25 protein-coding genes and 3 pseudogenes are annotated in these 24,141 nt (G+C 69.9%); 15 read left to right on the top strand and 13 right to left on the bottom strand.

Annotated elements, in window-relative coordinates; translation table 11 throughout:
• Positions 1-228 precede the first annotated feature (228 nt).
• The 5 genes from ACIRD7_RS41235 to ACIRD7_RS41215 all read left to right on the top strand — a co-directional run bounded on the left by ACIRD7_RS41235 (position 229) and on the right by ACIRD7_RS41215 (position 7,852).
• The gene (locus tag ACIRD7_RS41235; RefSeq protein WP_403461240.1) at positions 229-738 is read left to right on the top strand and encodes a helix-turn-helix domain-containing protein; all 510 of its coding nucleotides are present in this window, start codon (positions 229-231) and stop codon (positions 736-738) included.
• Between the two features lie 216 nt (positions 739-954).
• Positions 955-1,890 (top strand): GNAT family N-acetyltransferase, encoded by a 936-nt coding sequence (locus tag ACIRD7_RS41230; protein WP_403461239.1) that lies wholly within the window; start codon positions 955-957, stop codon positions 1,888-1,890.
• A gap of 907 nt (positions 1,891-2,797) precedes the next feature.
• Positions 2,798-5,806 (top strand): family 16 glycoside hydrolase, encoded by a 3,009-nt coding sequence (locus ACIRD7_RS41225; protein ID WP_403461238.1) that lies wholly within the window; start codon positions 2,798-2,800, stop codon positions 5,804-5,806.
• 100 nt (positions 5,807-5,906) lie between these two features.
• Positions 5,907-7,418 carry a hypothetical protein gene (locus tag ACIRD7_RS41220; protein ID WP_403461237.1) on the top strand — a complete coding sequence of 504 codons (1,512 nt, stop codon included), beginning with the start codon at positions 5,907-5,909 and terminating at the stop codon, positions 7,416-7,418.
• A 50-nt stretch (positions 7,419-7,468) separates the two neighbouring features.
• Positions 7,469-7,852: a contact-dependent growth inhibition system immunity protein gene (locus ACIRD7_RS41215; RefSeq protein ID WP_403461236.1), complete on the top strand. Its 384-nt coding sequence runs from the start codon at positions 7,469-7,471 to the stop codon at positions 7,850-7,852.
• A 43-nt stretch (positions 7,853-7,895) separates the two neighbouring features.
• Here the strand turns inward: ACIRD7_RS41215 and ACIRD7_RS41210 are convergent.
• Both ACIRD7_RS41210 and tnpA read right to left on the bottom strand, forming a co-directional pair.
• A pseudogene (locus ACIRD7_RS41210) lies at positions 7,896-8,789 on the bottom strand (IS5 family transposase).
• Between the two features lie 217 nt (positions 8,790-9,006).
• Positions 9,007-9,435 carry an IS200/IS605 family transposase gene (tnpA, locus tag ACIRD7_RS41205; RefSeq protein WP_403461235.1) on the bottom strand — a complete coding sequence of 143 codons (429 nt, stop codon included), beginning with the start codon at positions 9,433-9,435 and terminating at the stop codon, positions 9,007-9,009.
• 23 nt (positions 9,436-9,458) lie between these two features.
• On the opposite strand from tnpA, the gene ACIRD7_RS41200 reads away from it, so the two are divergent.
• Positions 9,459-10,781 carry an RNA-guided endonuclease InsQ/TnpB family protein gene (locus tag ACIRD7_RS41200; RefSeq protein ID WP_403461233.1) on the top strand — a complete coding sequence of 441 codons (1,323 nt, stop codon included), beginning with the start codon at positions 9,459-9,461 and terminating at the stop codon, positions 10,779-10,781.
• Between the two features lie 103 nt (positions 10,782-10,884).
• Positions 10,885-11,421: a hypothetical protein gene (locus ACIRD7_RS41195; RefSeq protein WP_403461232.1), complete on the top strand. Its 537-nt coding sequence runs from the start codon at positions 10,885-10,887 to the stop codon at positions 11,419-11,421.
• Positions 11,422-11,485: 64 nt separating this feature from the next.
• Here the strand turns inward: ACIRD7_RS41195 and ACIRD7_RS41190 are convergent, their stop codons facing one another.
• From ACIRD7_RS41190 to ACIRD7_RS41150, 9 genes are all read right to left on the bottom strand, one after another.
• The gene (locus tag ACIRD7_RS41190; RefSeq protein WP_403461244.1) at positions 11,486-11,635 is read right to left on the bottom strand and encodes a hypothetical protein; all 150 of its coding nucleotides are present in this window, start codon (positions 11,633-11,635) and stop codon (positions 11,486-11,488) included.
• Positions 11,636-11,762: 127 nt separating this feature from the next.
• Entirely contained in the window at positions 11,763-12,044 is a 282-nt protein-coding gene (locus ACIRD7_RS41185; RefSeq protein WP_403461231.1) for a gas vesicle protein K, read from the bottom strand.
• Entirely contained in the window at positions 12,041-12,268 is a 228-nt protein-coding gene (locus ACIRD7_RS41180) for a gas vesicle protein (protein ID WP_403461230.1), read from the bottom strand. The genes ACIRD7_RS41185 and ACIRD7_RS41180 overlap by 4 nt, the downstream gene beginning before the upstream one ends.
• A gap of 20 nt (positions 12,269-12,288) precedes the next feature.
• Positions 12,289-13,101 carry a GvpL/GvpF family gas vesicle protein gene (locus tag ACIRD7_RS41175; RefSeq protein WP_403461227.1) on the bottom strand — a complete coding sequence of 271 codons (813 nt, stop codon included), beginning with the start codon at positions 13,099-13,101 and terminating at the stop codon, positions 12,289-12,291.
• Complete coding sequence (locus ACIRD7_RS41170) at positions 13,098-13,493, bottom strand: gas vesicle protein (RefSeq protein ID WP_403461226.1); 396 nt, start codon at positions 13,491-13,493, stop codon at positions 13,098-13,100. The genes ACIRD7_RS41175 and ACIRD7_RS41170 overlap by 4 nt, the downstream gene beginning before the upstream one ends.
• On the bottom strand, positions 13,486-13,803 hold the full coding sequence (locus ACIRD7_RS41165) for a gas vesicle protein GvpG (protein WP_403461224.1): 318 nt from the start codon (positions 13,801-13,803) through the stop codon (positions 13,486-13,488). Before ACIRD7_RS41165 ends, ACIRD7_RS41170 begins: the two co-directional genes overlap by 8 nt.
• A gap of 1 nt (position 13,804) precedes the next feature.
• Positions 13,805-14,554: a GvpL/GvpF family gas vesicle protein gene (locus ACIRD7_RS41160; RefSeq protein ID WP_403461223.1), complete on the bottom strand. Its 750-nt coding sequence runs from the start codon at positions 14,552-14,554 to the stop codon at positions 13,805-13,807.
• A 3-nt stretch (positions 14,555-14,557) separates the two neighbouring features.
• Entirely contained in the window at positions 14,558-15,004 is a 447-nt protein-coding gene (gene gvpJ, locus ACIRD7_RS41155) for a gas vesicle protein GvpJ (protein WP_403461221.1), read from the bottom strand.
• Between the two features lie 34 nt (positions 15,005-15,038).
• Positions 15,039-15,359, bottom strand: a complete 321-nt coding sequence (locus ACIRD7_RS41150) for a gas vesicle protein (RefSeq protein ID WP_403461220.1) — start codon at positions 15,357-15,359, stop codon at positions 15,039-15,041.
• On the opposite strand from ACIRD7_RS41150, the gene ACIRD7_RS41145 reads away from it, so the two are divergent.
• The 8 genes and pseudogenes from ACIRD7_RS41145 to ACIRD7_RS41110 all read left to right on the top strand — a co-directional run bounded on the left by ACIRD7_RS41145 (position 15,358) and on the right by ACIRD7_RS41110 (position 21,272).
• On the top strand, positions 15,358-15,564 hold the full coding sequence (locus ACIRD7_RS41145) for a hypothetical protein (protein ID WP_403461245.1): 207 nt from the start codon (positions 15,358-15,360) through the stop codon (positions 15,562-15,564). The two genes, ACIRD7_RS41150 and ACIRD7_RS41145, sit on opposite strands and share 2 nt — an antisense overlap.
• A 208-nt stretch (positions 15,565-15,772) precedes the next feature.
• Positions 15,773-16,414 (top strand): annotated as a pseudogene (locus tag ACIRD7_RS41140) (NADP-dependent oxidoreductase); the annotation flags it as partial.
• Positions 16,415-16,558: 144 nt separating this feature from the next.
• A complete protein-coding gene (locus ACIRD7_RS41135; protein ID WP_403461243.1) occupies positions 16,559-17,053 on the top strand; it encodes an SRPBCC family protein in 495 nt (164 codons plus the stop codon).
• Entirely contained in the window at positions 17,046-18,665 is a 1,620-nt protein-coding gene (locus ACIRD7_RS41130; protein WP_403461219.1) for a phytoene desaturase family protein, read from the top strand. The genes ACIRD7_RS41135 and ACIRD7_RS41130 overlap by 8 nt, the downstream gene beginning before the upstream one ends.
• A 185-nt stretch (positions 18,666-18,850) precedes the next feature.
• A complete protein-coding gene (locus ACIRD7_RS41125) occupies positions 18,851-19,732 on the top strand; it encodes an SDR family oxidoreductase (protein WP_403461218.1) in 882 nt (293 codons plus the stop codon).
• 164 nt (positions 19,733-19,896) lie between these two features.
• A pseudogene (locus ACIRD7_RS41120) lies at positions 19,897-20,161 on the top strand (DUF4235 domain-containing protein).
• Positions 20,162-20,389: 228 nt separating this feature from the next.
• On the top strand, positions 20,390-20,623 hold the full coding sequence (locus tag ACIRD7_RS41115; RefSeq protein ID WP_403461217.1) for a hypothetical protein: 234 nt from the start codon (positions 20,390-20,392) through the stop codon (positions 20,621-20,623).
• Between the two features lie 4 nt (positions 20,624-20,627).
• Positions 20,628-21,272: a GAP family protein gene (locus ACIRD7_RS41110; protein ID WP_403461216.1), complete on the top strand. Its 645-nt coding sequence runs from the start codon at positions 20,628-20,630 to the stop codon at positions 21,270-21,272.
• A 258-nt stretch (positions 21,273-21,530) separates the two neighbouring features.
• Here the strand turns inward: ACIRD7_RS41110 and ACIRD7_RS41105 are convergent, their stop codons facing one another.
• Together ACIRD7_RS41105 and ACIRD7_RS41100 are read right to left on the bottom strand one after the other, a co-directional pair.
• Positions 21,531-22,784, bottom strand: coding sequence for an SLC13 family permease (locus tag ACIRD7_RS41105; RefSeq protein WP_403461215.1), 1,254 nt, complete (start codon positions 22,782-22,784; stop codon positions 21,531-21,533).
• 108 nt (positions 22,785-22,892) lie between these two features.
• Positions 22,893-24,014 carry a PrpF domain-containing protein gene (locus tag ACIRD7_RS41100; RefSeq protein ID WP_403461214.1) on the bottom strand — a complete coding sequence of 374 codons (1,122 nt, stop codon included), beginning with the start codon at positions 24,012-24,014 and terminating at the stop codon, positions 22,893-22,895.
• Positions 24,015-24,141: the final 127 nt, after the last annotated feature.

Raw genomic sequence — 24,141 nt, 5'->3', positions numbered from 1 at the left:
CGGCTCGATCCACTTCGCATCATCCGCTGAGATCACCCCACCCATGCCCAGCCAACGCACCAACCGCCCCACCGGTTACGGGACAACCTCTAGACGAGTAAGTCCGAACCCCGCCTGAGCCGCGGTGCGTGTGCATCGCCACGATCGTTCCGTTTACAGAACGTTCTGTTTATGGAACGCTAGTCGCGTCACGACAATGCATCACCGGCGCGGTAGGGGCGGAGAGCTATGGACCTGGCCCAGGAGGTGGGCGAGCGGCTGCGCCGTCTGCGCCAGGACGGCGGCCTGTCGCTGTCGGAACTGGCCCGCCGCTCCGGCGTCGGCAAGGGCACGCTCTCGGAACTGGAGACCGGCCGGCGCAATCCGACCCTGGAGACGCTGTACGCGCTGACCACAGCCCTCGAGGCGCCGCTAAGCACAGTCGTTGGCCCCGCACCGGTGCAGGGCGCGGCGGTGCATGCGGTGCTGACCGACCGCGTGCAGGACGCGGCTGCGGTGTCGGAGGTGTATCGCATCCGCATTCAGAGCGGCGCGGTGCAGCGCTCGGCCGCTCATGTGCCGGGCACGAAGGAGCTTTTGCTGGTCCTCAGCGGCACGGCCCGGGTTGGTCCCGCCTCCGCCCCGCTCGAGGTGGGCCCGGGCGGCCACGCCCGGTGGGCGGCGGACGTACCGCATCTGTACGAGGCGGTGGGGAGGGATGTGGAGGGGGTGTTGGTGGTGCGCTACCCGGTGGAATGAGATGCCTACGCCGCACCGCCCTGCGCCAGGCCACGACCACCGCCGATCGGCCGTGGGATCCACCGCTGCGGCAGGAGGCCGACAGCATCCAGTCCGTAGGCCCGGGTCTGATGGTCGGTCTGACAAGGGCAGGAACAGCCAGGCCTGCCGGTGCCACTGGGTGGCGATTTCATGCAAAGCCAGCTACGTCATCGAGAGACAGGATGATCCCAGTACATGCCTATACGTTTAGCGCGCCCAGACGAACTACCTGCCCTCGTCCAGCACTCCGACCAGCCCGAGCGCAACGCCGGGACGGCCGCCTACCTCACCGACTTACTTGCCAAGAAGTGCACCCGTCCGGAGTGGTGCCTGGTCGCGGAGGACGAGGCCGGTCGGCTCACCGCGGCCACCGCGCTGTGGACCCTCCCCGGGGACGACGTCCCGATGGCCCTGGTGCTCCTTGAGACACCGTGGCACGAGCCGGGCCTGGCCACCGGCCGGGCGCTGCTGGCCGAGGCCGTCGCCCTGGCCGGCTCGCTCGGCGCCACGGAGCTGGAGCACGTCATCGACTCGCCGACGCAGCCGCCGCAGTTCCAGGCGGAGCCGGAACGGCGCGCCGAGCTTCTCCGTCTGGCGGGCTTCGAGCGGGCCCGTGACGGTCGCCGCTTCCGCCGCCGCTCCGGGGTAGAACTCACTTCGCATGATGACCGATTGACCTGGCGTTCCCTGCCCAGTCTGGGCCGTGAACCGCTCATCGCTCTCCTCGCCGAGGCGCTGCCGACCAGCGCCGACGCCCAACTCGCTGCCAGGGTCGCCCGGCATGGCGCCCAGCGCGCGGCGGAGAGCCTCTTCGCGGACATGGAGGAGTTCTCGTACGAGCCCTCGTGGTGGGAACTCGGCTACGCCCCGGACGGCACGCCGGCTGCACTCAGCCTCCCCGCCCAAAACGCCTCGACCGCGGTGATCGGCCTGGTGGCTGTGTCTCCGGCCTGCCGCGGCAACGGCTACGCGACGGCGGTGGTGGCCCGCGGCACGCGGCTGCTGGTCGAAGCGGGCGCCGAGGAGATCCGCGGCGACTGCGACGCGGCCAACACCGCCATGATCATGGCTTTTGAACGGGCAGGCTACGAGAACTTCGCCGACCGCCAGGAGTTCACCCGCCAGCTGTGAGCCGGGGCCCGCTCCCGCGCCGTAACGAATGCTGAGGGCCCCCTCCCCGCCTCGGTTGGTAGGGCTGGACGATCGAGACCCTTCTGACCGCCCTGTACGTGAAGATCGACGACGAGCTGGCGAGCCCACGACGGCTGGGCAGGCCTCGATGTTGACCGACTTCGAGCTTGTGTGCCTCGCGCTCGCCCAGTCGCTGCTCGGCTTCACGTCTCCTGCTCCGGGCAGGTCGATCCGGCTGAGGTCTGCCCTGGGCACCGAGGCATCCACCAGACCGAACTCGCGCTGCCCGGCCGCGACCATCTGCGCCACGGCAGGCCCTCGTTCCGGATCGACGACGCGCACGCTGACCTTCGGATGCGCTCGGTGGAAGTAGCCCAGCATGTCGGCCAGGGGGTCGGCCGAGAGCGCCGTCTGCGCCGTCTGCGCCGTCTGCGCCGTCTGCGCCGTCTGCGAAACGATGCCGAGCCGCCGCCGCTGAGCCCGAAACCTCTCGCACAGGGAGCTCGCGGTGGACAAGTCGCCCAGCACTGCCGGGCCAGCCGCACGAGGGCCTCACCGGCCAGACGTAGACAGACGCCCTGAGCGAGCCGGTGAGAGAGTTTCCCGCCGCATCACTGCAGCTGACCTCGTTCCATCCGGGTCTCCTTCGGGTCACCGAGCATCCAAGGTCCACCGCAGGCACCACCGGGGCGAGCGGCACGCACAGTCTGCATCGAGCGGCGGTCCGGTGCAGTACCAGGTCGCCGAGAGGACTTTGAACTCGCTGATGACAAAGTATGGACTCGCTCAGCGAAAGTCCCCTACGGTATCGGCGCAACCGCACGAGTACCACCTCTGCGCGCCCCCGCGCAGCGGGTAACTCGACCGGAGTGCAATCCGGCGGCCTCCGGTCCGTTCTGGAGGACCGATGCATCAACGGTGGTTCCGCCATGCCCGAAGACGGCTCGCCCCTTTGCTTCTCGGAAGTTTCCTCATCGGAGGCGTGTGGACAGCGCCACCCTCCGCCGCAGCCCCCGATGACATCCCGCCCCAGGAACCGGGAGTGACCCTGCGGGTGTTCGACACCCAGGTCCCACTCAGCAAGCTGTGCAAGCTCAAGCCAGGGCAGACACCCAACCACGACAAGCTGATGCCGACCGTGGACTGGTCCACGACCGGCGACTTCGGCGGCTTCGCCGACAACTTCTCGGCCGAGGTGTCCGGCTACCTCGTCATCCCCGACGACGGGTCCTACACCTTCCGCCTGACCAGCGACGACGGTTCCCGGCTCACCATTGACGACCGGACGGTCATCGACCACGACGGACTGCACGGCGCCGAGCCGAAGGACGGATCCGTCCAACTCACCGCCGGATCCCACCCGTTCCGCATCGACTACTTCGAACGGGGCGGCGAACAGCGCCTCGCACTGGCCTGGAAGCCTCCGTCGGCGAACGATTTCACCACCGTGCCGAGCGAGGCACTGAGCACCGACGCCGGAGTGGTCCGGGTCACCGCCCCGGGCCGCAAGGAATGCGAGTCCGGGGCCGACAGCCCGGGCGACGGTCTGCCGCTGACCGACGTACGCCCCGACCTCACCCTCACCGACCTCCGACCGGACGGCTTCGAGCCCCAGGTCACCGGCATGGACTGGCTGCCCGACGGACGCCTGGCCATCACCACCTGGGGCGGCTCACAGACCACCACGGGCGAGGCGTACCTCCTCAACAACGTCACCGGCGACACCAGTCGCGACAAGGTGACCGTGAAGAAGATCGCGAGCGGGCTGCGCGAGCCCATGGGCATCAAATACGTCGACGGCTCGCTGTATGTGTCGCAGAAGCACGAGCTGACCCAACTGGTCGACCCCAACAGGGACTTCGTCACCGACGAGTACCGCACCGTCGCCACCTGGCCCTACGGCGGCAACTTCCACGAGTTCGCCTTCGGGCTGCTCTACCGCGAGGGCTACTTCTACGTGAACCTGTCCGTCGCCATCAACTACGGAGGCGCGACGACAACTCCGCAGCCTGCCCCCGGCCGCGGGACGACGTACAAGATCAGCAAGAAGACGGGAAAGATCCAGCCGATCGCGGGTGGCCTGCGCACCCCCAACGGCATCGGTTGGGGACCCGGCGGCGACATCTTCACCACGGACAACCAAGGCGGCTGGCTGCCCGCGTCCAAGCTCGTCCACATCAAGCAGGACCGCTTCTTCAACCACTACACCGAACCCTCGGGCCCCTTCGACGACCGGTCGGTGACCGAACCGGTGCTGTGGCTGCCGCAGAACGAGATCGCCAACTCCCCCAGCACACCGCTGTACTTGACCAAGGGCCGGTTCGCCGGGCAGATGCTCCTCGGTGACGTCACCTACGGCGGGCTCCAGCGTGCCTATCTGGAGAAGGTGAAGGGCCAGTACCAGGGCGCCGTGTTCCGCTACACGCAGGGACTCGAAGCCGGCGTCAACCGCATCACCATGGGCCCCGACGGCGCGGTCTACGCGGGCGGGCTCGGCGCGGACGGCAACTGGGGCCAGGAAGGAAAGCTGAAGTTCGGTCTCCAGAAGCTGACGCCCAACGGCGGCAACACCTTCGACATCAAGGAGATGCGCGCCGTTCCCGGCGGTTTCGACCTGGAGTACACCCAGCCGCTGTCCGGGGCCACCGCCGAGAAGCTGGCCTCCCGCTACCAGGCCGAACAGTGGCGCTACACCCCGACATCGGACTACGGCGGACCGAAGATCGCCGAGCAGCGGCTCGACGTCCGCTCAGCGACCCTTTCCGACGACGGCCGCACGGTCTCGCTGCGCCTTGACGGCCTCAAACCGGGCCACGTCGTCCACGTCCGCTCACCCCGCCCCTTCGCGTCCACGTCCGGCGAGGCACTGTGGAGCACGGAAGCCTGGTACACGCTCAACGCCCTGCCGGGCAAGCAGCCGCCACCCGCGACGCTGTACGAGGCCGAGGAGGCACGGCTGACCGGCACCGCCGGCATCAACACCGACCACCCCGGCTACTCCGGCAGCGGCTTCGTCGACCGCTACGCCACCGAGGGCAAGGTCGCCACCACCTTCGACGTCACCGTCCCCAAAGCCGGCGACTACGACGTCAACCTGCGCTACTCCAACGGACCCAACCCCTTCCAGGGCACCAAGTCCCTCTCCCTGTACGCCAACGGGCAGAAGCTGAGACAGACCAAGCTCGCCTCCACGAACAACTGGGACACCTGGTCGACCCAGACCGAACGGGTCACCCTGCGCGCGGGCCAGAACACGATCGCCTACCGCTTCGACTCCGGCGACACCGGCCACGTCAATCTGGACCTGATCACGGTCCACCCGCACGGCGCCCGGATCTCCCTCTTCGACGGCACCGCCGCGTCACAGAGCCAGTGGCAGCACACGGACGGACGTACCGTGGAATGGCCGCTGACCGACGAGCAGTCGATGGAGGTGTGCTGCGGCGACCTCCGGACGAAGGACGCCTACCAGGACTTCAAACTGCACGTTGAGTTCCGCGTACCGCTCCTGCCGGACGACGTGACCGGCCAGGACCGCGGCAACAGCGGCGTCTACTTCCAGGACCGGTACGAGCTTCAGATCCTCGACTCCTTCGGTGACACCACGCTCGACACGAACGAGGCCGGCGCGATCTATCTGAAGAAGGCTCCGGACGTCAACGCCGCCACAGCGCCGGAGACCTGGCAGACGTACGACATCACCTTCCGAGCGGCCCGCTTCGACACCGACGGCACCAAGACGGCCGACGCGCGGGTCACCGTCGTCTGGAACGGCAAGAAGATCCACGACGACATCACGATCGACGGTCCGACCGGCGGCGGCCGACCGGAAGGACCGTCGGCCGGGGCGATCCGCCTCCAGGACCACGGCAACAAGGTGCGGTACCGCAACATCTGGGTGGAGCCGCTGAGCTAGGAGGGTCAGCAAGGAAGGGGGCGCGCCCACGCGGCTGTGGGCGCGCCCTCACCGTTGAAATCCACGAGCCATCCGACGGAAGTCCGACCAAAATGTGCCCGTGAACCACGTCCTGCACGGACTCGCCGCCAACCCGTCCCTGCCACCCGAACTGATCGACCGGCTCATCACCGTCGCGGACCCCGACCTCAGCAGCGAGCTCGCCGCACGCACGGACCTCACTCCTGCGCAACTGGCCACGCTGGCCACCCGCGGCGACGAGATCGCCGTCCAACTGGCATACGAGGGCAGGCTGACCGCGGACGACATCGATCCCGCCGTCCGGCCGTACGCCGCGCTCGCTCTCCTCGATGAAGGGGCCGGCCGGCAGGAGTGGACACGCCTGCTGGCAGCCCACCGGACCACCCACGTCCGGGAGAAGCTCGCCGCCTGCCCCGACCTGCCACCCGACGTCGTACGGACGCTCGCCGCCGACGCGGACATCCAGGTGGTCGCGGAACTCGCACTGTGGACCACCCCCGACACGGCCGCGAGGCTCGCCCGGCATCCGCACGCCGAGGTGCGCCGCGCGGCAGCGGCCAACGACTCCACGCCACCGCCCGTGCTGGACATGCTGATCACCGGGGAAGGGCTCCCGCCGGCGCAGCGGTGCCTGGTCTGCGACCGCGAGGTGACGCCGTTCGTGCATGAGCGGTCCTGCCCGCGACCCCAGTGCGAACTGCCCGCGGGCGCCGCCTGCGACGGATCGCATCAGTCGACCGTGCACGAGATCCAGCGCATGGCACTGCTCAACCCCGCCACCCCGATCGACGCCGCCGTCAGCTTCGCCGATCACCCCTCCATGCTGCTGCGCAGCGCCCTCGCGGCCCGATCCGACCTGCCGCCGAGCGTGGGCGCGCAACTCGCCAAGGACCCCATTCCCGGAGTCCGGGCCGACCTCGCCGAGAACCCCGCGATCGACGACACCCTCATCCGTACGCTGGCCGCCGACCGCGGCCACGACGTGCAGCGCAGACTGGCCCACAACCCGAACGTGCCGCTCGACGTGCTGGCCGACCTGGCGCGGGCGACCAGGATCGGTTCCACCCTGCTGCCGCGGATCGCCGCCGCCTCCCCCCAAGAGACGGCGCAGTTGGCCGCATCTCGCAACCCGGTCGTACGGATGCTCGTGGCCCAACGACGCGACCTGCCGGCCGCGATCCGCGACACGCTGGCCGCAGACCCCGACGCGAAGGTGGCCAAGTCCGTCGCACCCCACCCGGGCCTGTCCGAAGCCCACCTGCGCGCCATGGTCGCCCGCCACGGAGTTCAGGTGGTGGCCGCAGTGGCCGCCAACCCGAGTGCCTCGTCCACCCTGTTGGAGGAAGCGACCCGGCACCAGCCCCCCGTGCGGAAGGTCTTCCGCAAGGTCGCCCGGCACCCACACGCCCCGGCTCCCGCGCTACTGGCCTGCCTGACCGACCGACACGCCCGCCCCCTGGCCGCCGCCCACCCGAACCTGCCCCCGGCCGACATCGCGCAACTCCTCACCGACAACGACGACCTGGTGGCGGAGGCGGCAGCCTCCAACCCGTCACTGGCCCCCGCGGTGATGGCGGAACTGACACCCTGAGACCGCGTTTGAGATCTATGGCATGGGACGATCCCTCGGTGACTCGACTCGTGGACCGTGACCGCTCCCTTGAGGAGCTTGAGCGCGATCGTTGGCCGACCCCGTCGAGCGATGTGACCCGCCTTGTGGCGACCGTGCACGCGCTTCGGCGTAAGCCGGTCGGCGAGCTGACCGTCGAGGACCTGCGCCTGCTGGTCAGGCAAGACGTGGGCCTTGCCTATGTCTTGCCGGTGGCACTGGAGGTGCTCCGGGATGACCCGATGGCGGAGGGTGACATGTACGAGGGTGATCTGCTGGCCGCCGTACCCACCAGGAACCCGGAGGTCTGGAGCGGATCACCCGAACTCGGGCGTGAGCTTCGTCTGATCGTCTCGGAGCTGAGTGATCTGACGCCGGTCCTCAAGCAAGACGCAGAGCGGTTCCTGGCTCTGTAGGCCGCCGCAGCGCCTGACTGCCGGTGCCGCGTAAGCGTGCCGCTTACGGCGGTAGTCGTACGAGCGGGCGCGGGCCCGGACGCGTCGCGGGACGGCCGCGGGTGAGACGGCGGACCATGACGCCGATCATCGCCCAGCGGATCATGGACTCCGAGTGAGCCGGTCTGGTCTCGTAGTCCCGAGCAAGGCGCCGATGGGCAGTGATCCACGACAGCGTGCGCTCGATCGCCCACCGCTTCGGCTGAACTTGAAGGCCACGCTGATCAGGGTCTTTGCGGACGATCTCCAGCTCGCGGCCGAGAATCTGGGAAGCCCAGTCGACCAGGCGGCCGGCGAAACCCTGGTCGGCCCAAACCTTGCGGACGCTCGGGTGATCGAGGCGGGTCCACAGCAGCGGGCGCTTCGCACCATCACGGTCCTGCACATTCGCAGCGACGACATGGACTGCCAGGAGCAGGCCGAGCGTATCGGTCACGAGGAACCGCTTGCGGCCCTTGACCTTCTTGCCCGCATCGAAGCCCCTGGTGGCGATGGGGACGGTGTCGGCGGTGCGGACGGACTGCGAGTCGATTAGCCCCGCGCTCGGATCCGCCTTGCGGCTGTCGGCTTCACGGACCTGGCCGCGAAGAGCATCATGGATCCGCTCGACAGTCCCGTCGTCATGCCATCACGTGAAATACCAGTACACAGTGGGCCACGGCGCGAAGTCCGTCGGAAGCTGCCTCCAAGCGCACCCGGTCCGCACGACGTAGAAGATCGCATTCACGATCCGCCGTCGGGGATGCTTCTCCCGCCGCCCACCCTTCGGACCTACCCTCGCAGGCGGCAGCAACGGCTCCACCAGCGCCCACTGTTCATCCGTCAAGTCCGACGGATACCCATCCCCAACGGCACTCACGTGAGACTCAACGTCCGCCCAGGCCACTGGACACGGCAGATCTCAAACACGGTCTGAGAAGCCATGCGCCGAGGGGCACCATGGGGGAACGGGTAGTGTCAGTGGCATCCCGTAGGTTCGTCCTATGAGTTCTTCCCTGAGTGTCTACCTTTGATCTTGCGCAGTGCTCCCCCGTTCACGGGGGAGGTGAAGCGCATCTCAATACTGCTCTGACCTCGGCTTTGAGCGCGGATCTGTGCTGTTGGCCGCAGCCAGGTCACACGGGGCGCTGCTGGTTCTCGATGTACTGGCGTACGACGGTCAGCGGTGCCCCGCCGCAGCTGCCGGCGAAGTACGAGCCGGACCAGAAATGTCCGCCCCACAGGTACCGGCGGACGTGCGCGTCGTACTCCTTGCGCAGGTAGCGGGAGGAGACGCCCTTGAGGGAGTTGACCAGTCTGGAGAGCTGGACCTTCGGCGGATAGCGCACCAGGAGGTGCACGTGGTCCTCTTCGCCGTTGAACTGCTTCAGCTCGGCCTCGAAGTCTTGGCAGACCTCCCGCATGATCTCCTCGCACCTGGTCAGCATGGCGTCCGTCATGGCCTTGCGCCGATATTTGGTGAGAAACACCAAGTGGACATGCAGGTTGTAGACGACGTGACGGCCAGTGCGTACATCGGGATTCGGATCCCACCGTGGTGACATGAGCCAAATGGTATCGTGATCGAGTGACCACGGAACGTGCAGGAGAGACGCGGCAGTTCGGGCATCGTGCCCGACTCGCGCTGACCCCTGCGCAGATCCGGCTCATGGACGAGCAGGCGCATGCGGCCCGCACCCTGTGGAACCTGCTGCACGACTGGTGGACGATGCTCCCCAAGGACAAGCGTTCCCTGGCCACAGCGGACACGGCGATCCGCCGGGCCCGAGGCGAGATCGACTGGCTCGCCGTCCTCCCCGCCCAGGCCGCGCAAGCGGTACTGAAGACGTACTTCCTGGCATGGAAGAACTGCTGGGACGGCCGCGCCGACGCGCCGAACTTCAAGGCCCGCATCCGCAGGGTGATGTCCGTGGACATCCCGCAGGGCCGGGATCTGAACATCACCCGCGTGCACCGCCGCTGGGGAATGGCCAACATCCCCAAGATCGGACGGGTCCGGTTCCGCTGGACCAGGGACCTCCCCGTGGGCAAGCGTGCCGACAAGGAGAACCGGATCACCGGGGCGCGACTGGTCAAGGACGCACTCGGCTGGCACATCGCCTTCCGCGTCCGGACCCTCGAAGCCAGGCCCGGGCCTCACCAGGGAACCGAGGTCGGCATCGATGCCGGGGTGAGCCTGCCCCTCGCCCTCTCCGATGGCGACCACCGCGACCACGGACGCCCGCCCCGCCTCCCCGACGGGAGGGCCGACCGGGACAAGTGGCTGAACCCGCGGGAGAAGGCCAAACTGCTTGGCCTGGAACGACGCGCCGCCCAGCGCAAGCAGAACCGCCGGCGCGGGGAGAAGGCCTCCCGCCGCCTGCGGCACACCTACGACCAGATCAAGCAGCTCCGCGCAACAGCCACGCGCCGCGCCGTTGACTGGCAGCACAAGACCACCACCAGCATTGCCAAGCGGTACTGCACCGTCGTGGTCGAACAGCTCAACATCAAGAACATGGTCAAGTCCGCCAGGGGCACCATCGAGGAACCCGGCAGGAACGTCGGCCAGAAGTCCGGCCTGAACCGCTCCATCAGCCAGGAGGCATGGGGCCGCACCGTGACGATGCTGACGTACAAGACCGCCCGTCACGGCGGCACCCTGCACAAGGTCCCCGCCCCCGGCACCTCCCTGCGCTGCTCAGCCTGTGGTTTCACCACACCGGGCAGCCGGGAGGACCAGGCCACGTTCGTGTGCAAAAACCCCGACTGCGGATGGTCTGGCAACGCCGACTGGAACGCGGCCCGGAACGTCCTGCACCTGTACCGGATGGGCCACGCGCTCATCCCGACTGCCGGGAGGGCAGTCGTCAGGCGTCCCCGTGGCGTCAAGCCCGCCACCGCAAGGTAGGCAGGAATCTCCCTCGTTTAGTTTACGAGGGAGAGCACTTCAACTGCTCGATGTCGCCGCGACGCGCGCCCTCGTCGGATCCCGTGACGATCAGCTGCTGGAAGTGATCAGCGACAGTTTCGGGGACGACCTGGCCCGCGCCGACGACTACTTCAGCTACGAGATCGGGCGAGGCGCCCCCAAGGCATACGAGGCACTGCGGGCGGTCGTCCACGGAGGGCCTTTCAGCGACGACGAGGACCATGCCTTCCAGTACGGCTACGCCTACAAGCGGCTGTGCTCCCTCACCGGTTCGTTCCTGGACAACAGCAGCTTCACTCCGCATCGCGGGGACTGGCTGTCGGTCGTCGACCAGGGCCTGAAGACCTTCGGCATCACAGCGGTGTCCGTCGAGGAGTTCAGCTACAGCGGTCTGCCGTCTCCACTGCCGTACACCTTCACGCCGGGCTGCGGCGAGTGGACGCCCACACAGATCGCCCAGGCACTGGAGCAGTTCGAGGCGACCAAGCGGGCGGTCGACGAGTCGGGCGAAGCACCGCCGCTGGAGCCCGAGGTCGTGGACGCCGTCATGCAGTGCCTCGGGTGGATGAGACACGCGCAGGAACGACGGGGTTTCGGGGTCATCGGGTTTCGTTCCTGACACCGGACGGGGGCGGCTGACTGACGCCTTCATGCAGCGGCTCAAGTCCGGATCGCCGTCCGAGTCAGGTGTCCCCAGCGACGGCGCCTGGCGACCGGGGCGTCGGGAGTGCGCACCACGCTCGGCTTCGCCGGCTTCGGCAGCACTCCTCGACCGGCGCCTCCAGAGCGAGCCGCCCCTCCTCCACCAGCATCAGAACCGCGTCCGTCGTGATCGGCTTGGTGATGCACGCGATCCGGAAGAGCGAGTCCCTCGCCGTGGCACTCCATGTGTGCCGCGCAGGTGTGGTGGGCTCATGCCGGTTCGGCAGGCGTGATGTCGATCGTCTCGTGGCGGTCGCTTCAGTCTCGGGGCAGGAGGGTGCCCAGGGGGCCGAGGTCCAGGTTCAGGTCCTCCGGTCGCAAGCCGTGCTGCTCGCAGAGTTCTGTCATGCGCTCATCGAGCAGCATGAGGGTCGTTCCGATCTCGTCGATCTGCTGCTCGCTGAGATCACCTTGGTCCACCCGCCGGATCGCCTGGCGCTCCATCAGCTGGCGAAGGAGTTCCACCACGGTGAGGACGAGTGCCACGAGGTCGCGCCCCATCCGGTCCGGGTCCAGGTCGAGGCGCCCGCCGTCGGTCACAGGGGTCCCCCGTCCGCCCAGGGTGCCGGAACGCGCTCGTTCACCGACGACAGGAGGGCGTGCAGCGACAGCCGGACCAACGGCACCTCCGCGATCGCGATGACCAGGTCTCCGCTGATCACCACGCCGGTCGCCAGGACACGGTCCAGCAGATCCACGAGTGGCACTCCCACGGGGCCGCCGAGCGGCTCGGGGCTGTCCCAGGGCACCATCGTGTGCGTCATCGCCCGCACCTCGTCATCGCCTACACCTCGCCGACGAATGAATAGGGAACCCACGGGCCGGACAGCTCGATGCGCGCCCCGGTCCGCTCCTGCAACGCCCGGGTCAACTGTGCGAGTTCTGCGGCTCGATGGTCCGCGACGAGATACGTGGCGTTGAGGACTTGGACACCCCGCTCCCCGGCTTGGGCGCTGTGCGGCCGGAGTCTGCGGAACGCCGTCGCCAGACGGCTTACCTCGGCGTCCACGATCTCAGCTGTGCGCAGAGCGTCGTCATGGCGGCGCTCCCGCCGCTGGTGCATCCCCCGTTTGCGCTCCAGGTAGGCGAGGCCCGCGCCAGCGGCCGGGCGCGTCCGTCCCGTCGGCGCCGGCGGCGAGGGCGCGACGGGCTCCGGGCGGACCTGCGTCTCCGCCGGCGTGTACACCTTCACCCCCCATTCGGTGTGCCGGGCGATGCGTCTCAGTGCGGAATGGAACCGGTCCGCCTGCTCGGCCAGGGCCTGCCGCGCCCGCTCGTCGCCGTGATACAGCGTGGCCAGTGGCAGCGGAACCGTGGGTGAGGCGGCGGCGGCCGCGGACACCACCTCGTGATGGGCGCGCGCGTAGCGTTCCAGTTCGCGCTGGTCGGAAAGGCGCGACTGCCAGGCCTCATCGGTGAAGTCGGCCGCCGGGACGGACTGGATGACGGCCGTCAGCGTCCCGAGTGGCAGTGCGCGTACGGGCGCTGCGTCATCGATGCCGGGCAGATCACGGACGACTGCCGGGTCCGCATCGCGGCAGACCGCGAAGACATAGGTGGCCAGAGCACCCGCAACCGCAGGGCCGCGATCCGTCATACGTCTGGGCTTCCCTTCTCTGCCGCTGGTGTGGAGGTGGTGTCCGCGCCGGGCGCGGCGACCGCCCGGGGCGACTCGTCCTCCCCGGCACCCTGTGCCTCCAGTCGCCGCCGCAACTCGTTGTTCTCTTCCCGCAGGGCGTCGCGGGCCGCACGTGAACTGAGCGCCGGATCGGTCTCCCACCAGTCGATGCCGGCTTTCTTGGCGGTGTCCACGGATGCCACGAACAGCCGGAGCCGGATGGTGAGCAGTTCGATGTCGAGGAGGTCGATCTTGATGTCGCCGGCGATGACGATCCCCTTGTCGAGGACGCGTTCGAGGATGTCGGCGAGGCTGGCGGCCGGGGGGCCTGCAACCGGCTGGGCCGTCCCTCGGAAGTCGACTTCAGCCATGGCGCCGCCTGCTCGCTCCGCGCCTCACATGAGGCCCTTCCCTTTCGTCCCCCGTGCCGCTTCGATCTCTGGGCGCAGGACGGGCCGTGGCGGCCTCGAGCCGGTCGAGCAGCCGTTCCTCTTCGCGTTCGAACTCCTCCAGGCTGATGAAGCCGTCTTCGAATTCCTTGTTGAGCAAGGCCAGTTGGGTACGGAGGACGGCCGGGTCGTGCAGTTCGCGCTCGGCGGTCTCCTGGAGCTTCTCCGCCACCCAGACCACACCGCGCACCGGGGCGATGGGCAGTGTGAGCAGTCCTGTGATCAGCCCCATGTCAGACTCCAGCGGTCCGAGCCGGCCCGCTTGCGCCGGTGACGAAGCTGTAGCAGGGCAGTGGGCTCACGAGCCGCAGTTCCACGTGTTCACGATGTCCGTCGGCGAACCGCTGAGCCGTGGCGCGGAAGCCTTCGTGAGCAGCTCGATCGACCAGGAACGACACGTTGAGCACACAGCCCTCGACGTCCGGTCCGGCGGCCGTCTCGCGCGCCAGGGGCGTCAGTTCGCGCAGGATCCGGCGACCCGCCTCGGCGGCGCGGGCGGCCAGGGCGGAGGCCACGGCCTCACCCAGCCGCAGACTGGCCTCGTAACTCGGACGACGGCGCGCCTCGTCGCGTAGTCGGCGCACCTTCCCGTCCTGCGCGACGAGGGCCGCCAGCGCGTCCTGGGCCGGGAACGCCTTCACATTGGCCTCGACACCGCCGGAGATCCGCTCCAGGGCAGCGGTGTGGCCCCCTCCTGCATCGGCGAGTTGCCGGTATACGGTCTCCTCGTCCGGTGCGACCATGCCGAAGCGCATGGGCAGTACGGGTCCGTCGTCCGCGAGGCGCTGCAGGAGCTCCTGGTGGGCCAGCAGGTCGCGGCGCCGGGCGCGCAGCTTCTGCGGCGCGTCGCTGACGACGGCCGCGACCCGCCCCTCACTGATCGTCCGCAGCGGAGCGGCCGGTCCGCCCACGCCGCCGGCGTCGGCGGGCAGGACCGCGTCGGCCGGGACGATCGCGTAGACGTACACACCAGCGGTGGACACGGCTCATGCCTCCTCGCGTCGTCGGCTCGTACCGCTGCCGGAGGAGGCACGGCGCTTGCGCGGCCGTTCCTCCTCTTCCTCCTCGGACTCCTCGTCCCGACCGCCGACAACCTTGCGTACGGTGTCACCGACCGTTTCGGCGGCCTTGCGCACCTTGCGCTTGCCGATCGACTTGGCGGCGCTGCCGCCGAACAGTTCGGGAACGGTGGTGCTCCGTGAGTCCCGTTCCAGGTCGAGCCGGTTGCAGGCCTCGGCGAAGCGCAGATAGGTGTCCACGCTGGCCACGACGATGCGCGCGTCTATCTTGAGGATCTCGATGCCGACCAGGGAGACCCTGACGAACACGTCGATCACCATGCCCCGGTCGAGGATGAGTTCCAGCACGTCGTACAACGTGCCGGCGCGCGGAGGGCACGCCACTACCTCGTCGGAATAGGTGGGCGGGGGCATGGGGGCGTCCTTCCAGTCGTCGGGTGAACCGGGATCACTCGTCGGCGGAGCCGCGCCGATAGCGGCGGACCCTGCGGTATTCCTTGAGCTCGCCGTTTCGGTCGACGTGCACCTCGTAGGAGGCGAGCAGACTCGTCGTGTCCGGGATCCGGGGAAGTTCCAGGACGTCCACGACGACGCACCATCCGTCGTCCTTCGGCGTGACGGCCGACACGCCCTCCGCAGGATGGTCGATCAGTCCCTGAAGGCTGCGGCAGGCGGCATGCGCGGCGTATTCCGGTCCGCGAGAGGAGGATGTGCGGCGGGTGGATGCGGTCGAGGGTTTCCTCGCGCGCGAAGGACGCTCTTCTGCCATGAGGGCCAGCCTGGTCTCGGCAGTGGGCCTCCGCATCCCGGCAGCAGCCATCGGGGTGCCCGCGGACATCCGCCGCTACCCGGCACTCCTGCGCGCCGGCCGCTCGGGGCGCTCAGGGGACGGCCGGCGCGGCGCGGTCGGGGTCGCTCGCCATGTGCACAGGCCCCGCCACCCCGCCCATGCCCGGGCCGACGACACGTGCTGACGACCGGCCACCGTCCCACGCCACCCGAAGACACCTCCGCCGAACCCGCCCGGACGATCCCGGCGCATCCCAGTCCGCCACAACACGCTATCCATCCCTTCGCCGGGAAAGCTGGAGAGCCCATGACGCGCCTCTGGTCACCGGCCCGAGCGGCCGGCCTCCTTCGGGCCGACGACTTCGCCCACCAGACGCGACTGCCACTCCCCTCCCCCACGAGCTGTCCGGCGTGGTCACCGAGCTCGGCCACGGCACCACCTGCCTGACCGCCGGGCAGCGGGTGTTCGGTCCGACCGACTGGACCCGCAACGGCTCACTCGCCCAGCACACATCGGTCAAGGCCCGCCACCTCGCCCACTACCCACCGACGTCGGCCACGTCACGGCCGCCGCGCTGCCGGTCTCCGGGCTCACCCCCTGGCGGGCCCTGTTCGGCCACGCCCACCTGATCACCGGCCAGGGTCTGCTCATCCACGGCGCCGCGGGCGGCGTCGGCTTCATCGCCGTGCAGCCGGCACGCGAGCCCGGCACCCGGGCGATCGCCACCGGCCGGGCCTCCCACCGCGACACCGCCCTCGGCCTCGGCGCGGACGCTTCGTCGACCTCCAGGCCGAGAAGGCCGACCTCCAGGCCGGGAAACTGTCGGACATCGGCGAGGTCGACGTCGTGTTCAACGTGATCGGCGGCGATTTCTCGAACGCTCCACCGCACTGGTCCGCCCCGGCGGCGCCCGGGTCACCATCGCCGATCCGGTCACCATCCACCCGCGCGACGGGCGAGCCGTCCTTCTCGTCGTCGAACCTGATCGGACCCGCCTGTCCGACCTCGTCCAGCGCCTGCGAAACGGCCACCTCAGCCGCGCCGATCAGGCAGTTTCGCACCGCCTCAAACTCCTCAGCGAGCCCCGATCGGTGCCAGTGGTGCTGGTTGGAGCCGTGAGGCGCGGGCACTCGGCTCCTGGTCCACGGACCATCCGGTCGAGGCACATGGAGGTCTCTGTGGCCGTTCGCCACCGTCTGGTACACGTTCGCCCGAGTGCCGTGTGGGCCGTTCTCGCCGACGGCCGCCGATATGCGGAGTGGGTGGTGGGGACCTCGCGGTCCCACCCTGTGCGCGGGCAGTGGCCCGAGCTGGGTGCGGCGATCCGTTACGAGGTCCGGATCGGTCCGCTCCAGCTGGTCAACGAAACGGTCGTCCGCCATGTCGAGGAAGGCGACTGCCTGGAGCTGGAGGCCCACGCCGGCCCCCTCGGCACGGCACGGATCGCCATCCAGCTGCGGCCGTGGGGCGATCGCTGTCTGGTGGTCGTGGATGAACACCCCCTCCAGGGCGCGGGCGGCCGACTGCACAACGTCGGTTTCGAGACCCTGATCCAGCTGCGCCACCGCGCCATGCTCGCCCGCCTCGCCCGGCTGTGCGAGCGCGAGGCACGAAACGGCAGTTCCGCGGTCGCCGGCGCGGTGCGGGGTGCGGAAGGGGGCGGCCATGCCTGACGCCGTGGTGATCGGTGCCGGCCCCAACGGCCTGGTGGCCGCCAACCTCCTCGCGGACGCCGGGTGGAGCGTCGACGTCCTGGAGGAACAGCCGGAGCCGGGCGGCGCCGTGCGTCACGACCGAGGTGTTGACCCCGCGTTCGTCAACGACCTCTTCAGCTCCTTCTACCCGCTCGCGGCCGCCTCGCCGGTGCTGTCCTCGCTGCGCCTGTCCGACCACGGACTGCGGTGGAGCCACGCGCCCAGCGTGCTCGCCCATCCCCTCAGTGACGGCAGCTGCGCCGTGCTGGACCGGGACGTCGACGTCACCGCAGGCTCCCTCGACGCCTTCGCCCGTGGCGACGGAGCCGCCTGGCGTCGGCTGCACGGCCTGTGGCAGCACCTGCACCCTGATCTGCTGAACACCCTGTTCACCCCCTTCCCGCCGGTCCGCTCGGCGGCACGGCTGGCCTTCCGGCTGCGGGCCGCGGGCGGCCTGCGCATGGCCCGCTCCCTGGTGCTGCCGGTGCGCCGCCTGGGCGAGGAGGAGTTCCGCGGCGAGGGCGGTCGGCTCCTGCTGGCCGGCAACGCCCTGCACGCCGACCTCGCCCCCGAGTCGGCGGGCAGCGGTGGCTTCGGCTGGCTGATGGCCATGCTGGGACAGACGTACGGGTTCCCCGTGCCCGTCGGCGGCTCGGGCGCACTGACCCAGGCCCTGACCCAGCGTCTTCAAACACGGGGCGGGCGAGTGAGCTGTGGGCAGCGCGTCGAGCGGATCGACGTGCGCGGCGGCCGGGCCGTCGGCGTGCGTACGGCGGTCGGCGACATGGTGCCGGCCCGCCGGGCGGTGCTGGCCGACGTTTCCGTGCCCGCCCTGTACCGGGAACTCCTGGACCCCGTGCACGTGCCGGCGCAAGTCATGGACGACCTGCGCCGCTTCCAGTGGGACTTCGCCACCTTCAAGGTCGACTGGGCCCTCGACGGCCCGGTGCCCTGGCAGGCCGACCAGGCCTCCCGGGCCGGGACCGTCCACCTGGCCGACGGCTTGGACGAGCTCACGCGCTTCGCCGCGCAGATCGCCATGCGGCAAGTCCCGGACCGCCCCTTCCTGCTGTTCGGCCAGATGACCACCGCCGACGCCACCCGCTCCCCGCTGGGCACCGAATCGGCGTGGGCCTACACCCACGTGTCCCGGGACATCACCGCCGACGCCGCCGAGGAGGGCATCACCGGCCGCTGGGACACCACCGACCAGGAACTCATGGCCGACCGTGTCGAACGTCAGGTCGAGCGCTTCGCGCCCGGCTTCCGCTCCCTGATCCGCGCCCGCCGCATCCTGGCACCCCCCACCCTCGAGGCACTCGACGCCAATCTGTGCGGCGGCGCCATCAACGGCGGCACGACCGCCCTCCACCAGCAGCTCGTCTTCCGCCCCGTGCCCGGCACCGGACGCCCCGAGACCCCGGTCGCCGGCCTCTTCCTGGCCTCCGCCGGAGCCCACCCGGGCGGCGGCGTGCACGGCGCACCCGGCGCCAACGCCGCACGCACCGCCCTGCACCGCAACCGGCCACCCGGCCTCGCCCGCGTCCAACAGCTCCTGACCCACCGGGACCGCACCGGAGCCAAGCCCTGACCCACCGGGACCGCACCGGAGCCAGCCCTGACCCACCGCCCTGCCCCCGCGCCAGGGCAGGTACACACCCCGCGTCCGCCGACACATCTTCAGGTAACCCGCAACCAAACACCACCGCCGCGCGGAAGTCGAAGGCGAGCCGCCGGCCGGCAAAACGCCCGCCCGGCCGGAGGAAGGAGCAGCAGGTGCGCAGCAGTCCGCTCGCCGACCGTACGGTCGTCGTCACCGGAGCCGCACGCGGCCTGGGCGCGGCTTTGTCCCGCGACCTCGCCCGGCGCGGCGCCCGGGTGGCACTGCTCGGCCACGAGCAGGCCGCCCTGGAAGCGCTGGCCGCGTCCCTGCCGGGGCCGGCCCTGGCCGTCGAGGTCGACGTCACCGACCCCGCAGCCCTGGCCGCCGCGGCCACTGCCGTGCGGGCCGGACTCGGACCCCCCTCCGCCGTGGTGGCGAACGCGGGCATCGCCGAGGGCGGCCCGTTCCTCGACTCCGACCCGAGCTCGTGGAGCCGCGTCATCGACGTCAACCTCACCGGCAGCGCCCAGACCGCCCGCGCTTTCCTTCCGGACCTCCTCGACACGGCGGGATACCTCCTGCAGATCGCCTCGCTGGCCTCGATCGGCGCCGCCCCCCTGATGAGCGCCTACTGCGCCTCCAAGGCAGGAGTCGAGGCCTTCGCGCACGCACTGCGCGCGGAGGTGGCCCATCGAGGGGTCGGCGTGGGCATCGCCTACATCAACTGGACGGACACCGACATGATCCGGGACGCCGACCGTTACGCCGTCCTGCGCGAACTGCGCGCCCACATGCCCCCGCCGGCCCGCCGGGTATACCCCGTCGAGACGGTCGCCGCCCGCCTGGTGCGGGGCCTGGAAACCCGCCGAACGGCCGTGTACGCCCCGGCGTGGCTGCGCCTGACCCAGCCGGTGCGCGCGGCCCTGCCACCCCTGGTGCTCCGCGTCTCGCGCCGCGCCCTGCCCCGAATGGAAGCCGCACATCCCGTCGAGTACACCGGCCCCCTCGGCGCCGGCGGCCAGGCCGACCGAGCGGTGGCCGGGCAGGATCGCTGACGGCACAACCGTGCACGTCGCGGAGCTGGCCCGGGACAAGGCCCCCGAGCCGGTCCGCGAGAAGGCCGGCCAGGGCATGCAACGGCGCGGGCCAACCGCACTGCGCTGCTCGCCGCCGGCGCGCTCATCGCACTGCTTCTTATCCGACGTGCCAGGAGGCGGCGATGAAAGCCTCGAAGATCACCTACAAGCCGGTCGGCATGCCACCGGCGCCCTCAGCGGCGTCCTGGCCGGCGCGGTGTTCAAGCAACTGTGGAAACGGCTCGGCCACGAAGAAAACGCCCCCGCCGCCACCGCCGACACCGCACCTGGCGTGAGGTGATGTCGGCAGCGGTCCTGCAGGGCGCTGTCTTCGTCGGCGTCATAGCCGCTGTAGACCGCGGCGGCGCCACCGCCACCCGTCGTCCGACCGGCACCTGGTCCGGCTGACCGCCCGTCTACCCTCGCGCTGCATGCTCAAAGCGCGGGCACCGGCGGACAGCCGATCTGCCGGAGAAGAAAGATCACGCCCGTGACCGCCAGCCCCTCGCGGCCAGTCTTGGCTCCGGTGTGTGCTTGGTGGCGGACAGGGTTGGACAACGCTGGGCGGCGACGAGGACGTTGCCATCTGAGCGTGTCGCTGGAACAGCCCGGATGCGTTGGTGCACCGTCGTTGTCATGACGACGACCGTCCAGTGCCCAGCCGCGGCGCCGATCCGGGAGAGCGCATGGATTCCCGGCTGTTCCTTCCTGGCGGGATTCGAGGATTTCCGTCCGGAGGAGCGTCTCGTGCACCCGATGGCAGTCGACGGCTTCTGGATGGACGAGCCATTGCAGCGGCACCGGCCCACTTGGCCGACCGGTCACCCCGATGACAGGTCGCCGGCGGCCCTGAGCCCCAGAAGCGGCTGATCCGATGGTCCTCGACCTGGTTGTGATCGGTACGGCCATCACCCTGGGGCCCTTGCACAACAGCGCCTTCATCCTGCTGCTCACCTCGCGGCGCGGCGTTCGCCTCGGCCTGGCGTTCCTGTTGTCGTGGCTGGCCAACCTGATCGCGGTGATCGCCTGTGTGGTGCTGCTCACCGGCGGTCAGCCCCCGGCCCGTGACAGCACACCCTCGACCGCCGTGCTCGATGCGAAACTCGCCCTCGGCCTGGCGCTGGTGCTGTACGGCGCTTACCGGTACCACCGACCACCCCGTCCGCACAGCCCGCCACGCTGGACCACCCGGATCGACGACGCCTCCGCGATCACGGCAGCCGGCTTGGCATGGCTGTTGCAGCCCTGGGCGCTGGTCGGCGCCGGCGCCGCGACCGCCGTCGACGCCGACCTCTCCACCCTGGCCAGCTGGCTCGCGCTGACCGGCTACTGCCTGCTGGGCACGCTCAGCCTCGTCGTCATGGAGATGTACGTGGTTTGGGCCCCCGCGGTCGCGAGCGCCCGGTTGAACGCCCTGCGGGCCTGGCTCGAGCAGCATCAGGAGCAACTGATCGTCACGCTCTCCCTGCTCTTCGGCCTGTGGCTGACGGCCCGGAGCATCGCCGAGCTGGTCGCCTGACACGGACGGCCCCGGGAGCGCCACTTCGTAGCCGCCTGTCCTGCTCAGGGACACCACCATCTCCCGGCCCCCCGGTGGTTCGTCACCACCAGGACCGCTGCCCGACGGCCACCTCCTCAACGACTGAGCCGCACACCCCCGATGGCAAGACGACTCAGGCGTGGATGTGCCCGCTCCCTGAGAGCTCGCCCGCGGGCGGCCCGGGTGGGTTCCCGGCGGGCCGAAGCGGACACCATCCTTCCGCTCGTCCGTGGTGCGCTATGCCCAGGGCAGGACCAGGGCGCCCCAGGCGACGACGGGGCCGAGGGCGACGATTCCGCCGGTGTAGCCGATGACCTGCCGGTAGAAGCGGCGGGTGTCCACCCCACGGGCGTTGCTGAGGACGAGTGCTCCGTTGGTCGAGAAGGGAGACGTGTCGACGATCGTCGTGGAGACGGCGAGCGCGGCGATCAGTCCGACGGCGCTGAGATGACTGGAGAGGAGCAGCGGTACGGCGATGGGGATGATCGCTGTGAGGATCGCGGTGGAGGAGGCGAAGGCGGAGGTGATGGCGACGGTGAAGCACAGCAGCAGAGCGACGACGAGGGGGGCGCCCAGGTTGGCGGCGTGTTCGGAGATCTCCTCGATGATGCCGGCCTTCTCCAGCATCGCGATGTACGTCATCATGCCCGCGACCAGAAGCAGGGTGGACCAGCTGACGCCGTCCACGGCCTTCTCCTGCCGCTTCATGTCCACCAGGGCCAGCAGCGCGCCGGCGGCCAGCGCGAGGAAGCCGATCTCCAGGTGGAAGCCGAGCGCGCCGACGACGAGGGCCACCAGGCAGGCGAGGGTGAGCCACTGCCGCCAGTCGGGCCTGCCGGAGACGGCGAGGTCCTCGTCGTCGGCCGCTTCCGCGGCGCCCTCGACCAGCGGGGCGGGACGCTTGGCGAGCAGGGCGTAGGTGACGATCGAGAGCACCAGGTTGATCACGAAGCTCGCGCTGAACAGCGCCACGGCGGAGACCTGCAGATCGGTCTTGTCGACGAGACCGAGCACCAGCGCACCGGAGACGGCCAGCGGGGAGAACGCCCCCGCGTGCCCGCCGCTGATCACCATCATGCCCACGACCAGCGGGTTGAGCTTGTAGCGGTAGGCGAAGTTCATGCCGATCGGCGCGAGGATCGCAACCGCGGCCGGGGTGAACGTACCGAACGCCGTCAGCAGGGCGGCCACCAGGAACAGCACCCAGGGGATCAGCGCGACCTTGCCGCGTACCAGCCGCACCCCGGCCGCCACGAGCCAGTCGATGGTGCCGTTGCGGCGGGCGACGGAGAACAGGTAGGTGACTCCGACGATGGTGACGAAGAGCTTCGCCGGGAACCCCTCGAAGATCTCGTCCTCGGTGAGGCCGAGCGAGGCGGTGCCGACGGCGAAGGTGGCGACGAAGGCGAGAATGCCCAGATTGATCGGCAGCACGGTGCCGACCACGAACATCACCAACAGGGCGCCTATGGAGATCACTTCAGCAGACATCTTTGTCCTTGGTGCGGTGGGGACGGGGGGGCGCGCCCCGCGGGGCGCGAGAGTATCCCGGTGTGGACGGTTGGGAGCCGGCCTGACCGAGGTGATGTTCGTCGCGGCTCAGGCGGCTTGCGGGCTGCCTGCTTCCGGTACGTAGATCCGGGCGTCGGCAAGCAGACGGGCCGCGCGCTGCACGGTGACCCGGTGCGGCAGGCCGTCCCTCACATCGGTGCAGCGGACCGCGACGACGCCGGCGGGCGTGCCGAGGCGCAACCACTCGTCGGTCGGACCGCCCGTGATCCTGGAGACCACGGACCCCTGCAGCAGCCCGGCCGCCGCGACGGCGACGGCAGAGGTCAGGCCGATCGCGGGGTGCGGGGCGTTCATGCTGAGCATGCGCACCGACACGTCGTAGTCCTCGGCACCGATCGGTTCACCGAGGGTGGTGGTGTACGGCACCGGCGGGCCGACCAGGCCCACCTTGGGCACCGCGTCGCCCGGTTCCTCGCCCGGATGGAGCAGCCCCATCAGGGGTGCGGCGGTGTGACGCAAGGTGCGCAGCCAGGGGACGTCCGCGCTCATCCGCTCCAGGGACTCTGCACCCGTACGGCCGGCACTGGCGGCGTCGACGAGGACGACCGGAGCGCCTGCGGTCACCATGCTCACGCGCACCGGCTCGGCGGCGCCGACCCGCAGGTCCTGGGCGGCCTGGCCGGTGGGGAGCAGCAGTCCGGAGGGCCCACCGGCCGGGTCGCGGAACGTGAGACCGACCGCGACCCCGCCGGCACGGGTGCCCGGTACCGTCTGGCGGCCGAAGTGGTGCACCACGCCTCCGGTGGTGTCGACGATCCCTTCGAGCACCGCGCCTGTATTGGTGTTGCGCATCACCACGCGCGTCCGGTCGCCGGTGACCGGAACCATTCCCTTGGACACCGCGTACAGGGCGACGCCGGTGGCGCAGTTGCCGCAGTTGCTCGTCCACTCCACCGAGCCCGTCCCGATGCCGACTTGAGCGAACAGGTAGTCGACATCGATTCCGGGCTGGGGTGAGGCGCTGACCACGGCCGCTTTCGAGGTGGTGGGGGTCGCACCGCCCACCCCGTCCAGTTCCACGGGGTCGGTGGCGCCGTACGCGGCGACCAGCAGCCTTTCGAGGTCGCCACGGTCGGCGGGGACTTCGACCTGGTTGAACAGCCAGCACTTGCTTGTGCCGCCACGCACCAGGGTCGCGGGAATGTGCACGTCTGAGCTCTTCCTGAATCAACGACGGTAGGGAGAGGCCGAGGCTGCGGTTACGGGCGTATTGCGGGCCGGTGAACCGCTCGGCGATTGCGGAGACCTTCGCAGAGGCATGACTTCCGAACAATCG

It is taken from the genome of Streptomyces sp. NPDC093568 (assembly GCF_044764945.1).
Taxonomy (GTDB): domain Bacteria; phylum Actinomycetota; class Actinomycetes; order Streptomycetales; family Streptomycetaceae; genus Streptomyces.
The sequence above is the reverse complement of the archived record's forward strand: the minus strand, read 5'-3'. Positions and strand labels throughout refer to the sequence as shown.

Bases quoted from the DNA above. Each gene is read 5' to 3' on its own strand.
- gvpJ (WP_403461221.1), bottom strand. From the start codon at position 15,004: ATGCCCCCGCCCACCTATTCCGACGAGGTAGTGGCGTGCCCTCCGCGC.
- ACIRD7_RS41180 (WP_403461230.1), bottom strand. From the start codon at position 12,268: ATGACGCACACGATGGTGCCCTGGGACAGCCCCGAGCCGCTCGGCGGC.
- ACIRD7_RS41115 (WP_403461217.1), top strand. From the start codon at position 20,390: ATGACGACGACCGTCCAGTGCCCAGCCGCGGCGCCGATCCGGGAGAGC.
- tnpA (WP_403461235.1), bottom strand. From the start codon at position 9,435: ATGTCACCACGGTGGGATCCGAATCCCGATGTACGCACTGGCCGTCAC.
- ACIRD7_RS41170 (WP_403461226.1), bottom strand. From the start codon at position 13,493: ATGGCTGAAGTCGACTTCCGAGGGACGGCCCAGCCGGTTGCAGGCCCC.
- ACIRD7_RS41105 (WP_403461215.1), bottom strand. From the start codon at position 22,784: ATGTCTGCTGAAGTGATCTCCATAGGCGCCCTGTTGGTGATGTTCGTG.
- ACIRD7_RS41130 (WP_403461219.1), top strand. From the start codon at position 17,046: ATGCCTGACGCCGTGGTGATCGGTGCCGGCCCCAACGGCCTGGTGGCC.
- ACIRD7_RS41175 (WP_403461227.1), bottom strand. From the start codon at position 13,101: ATGACGGATCGCGGCCCTGCGGTTGCGGGTGCTCTGGCCACCTATGTC.
- ACIRD7_RS41110 (WP_403461216.1), top strand. From the start codon at position 20,628: ATGGTCCTCGACCTGGTTGTGATCGGTACGGCCATCACCCTGGGGCCC.
- ACIRD7_RS41150 (WP_403461220.1), bottom strand. From the start codon at position 15,359: ATGGCAGAAGAGCGTCCTTCGCGCGCGAGGAAACCCTCGACCGCATCC.
- ACIRD7_RS41235 (WP_403461240.1), top strand. From the start codon at position 229: ATGGACCTGGCCCAGGAGGTGGGCGAGCGGCTGCGCCGTCTGCGCCAG.
- ACIRD7_RS41145 (WP_403461245.1), top strand. From the start codon at position 15,358: ATGAGGGCCAGCCTGGTCTCGGCAGTGGGCCTCCGCATCCCGGCAGCA.
- ACIRD7_RS41230 (WP_403461239.1), top strand. From the start codon at position 955: ATGCCTATACGTTTAGCGCGCCCAGACGAACTACCTGCCCTCGTCCAG.
- ACIRD7_RS41165 (WP_403461224.1), bottom strand. From the start codon at position 13,803: ATGGGGCTGATCACAGGACTGCTCACACTGCCCATCGCCCCGGTGCGC.
- ACIRD7_RS41225 (WP_403461238.1), top strand. From the start codon at position 2,798: ATGCATCAACGGTGGTTCCGCCATGCCCGAAGACGGCTCGCCCCTTTG.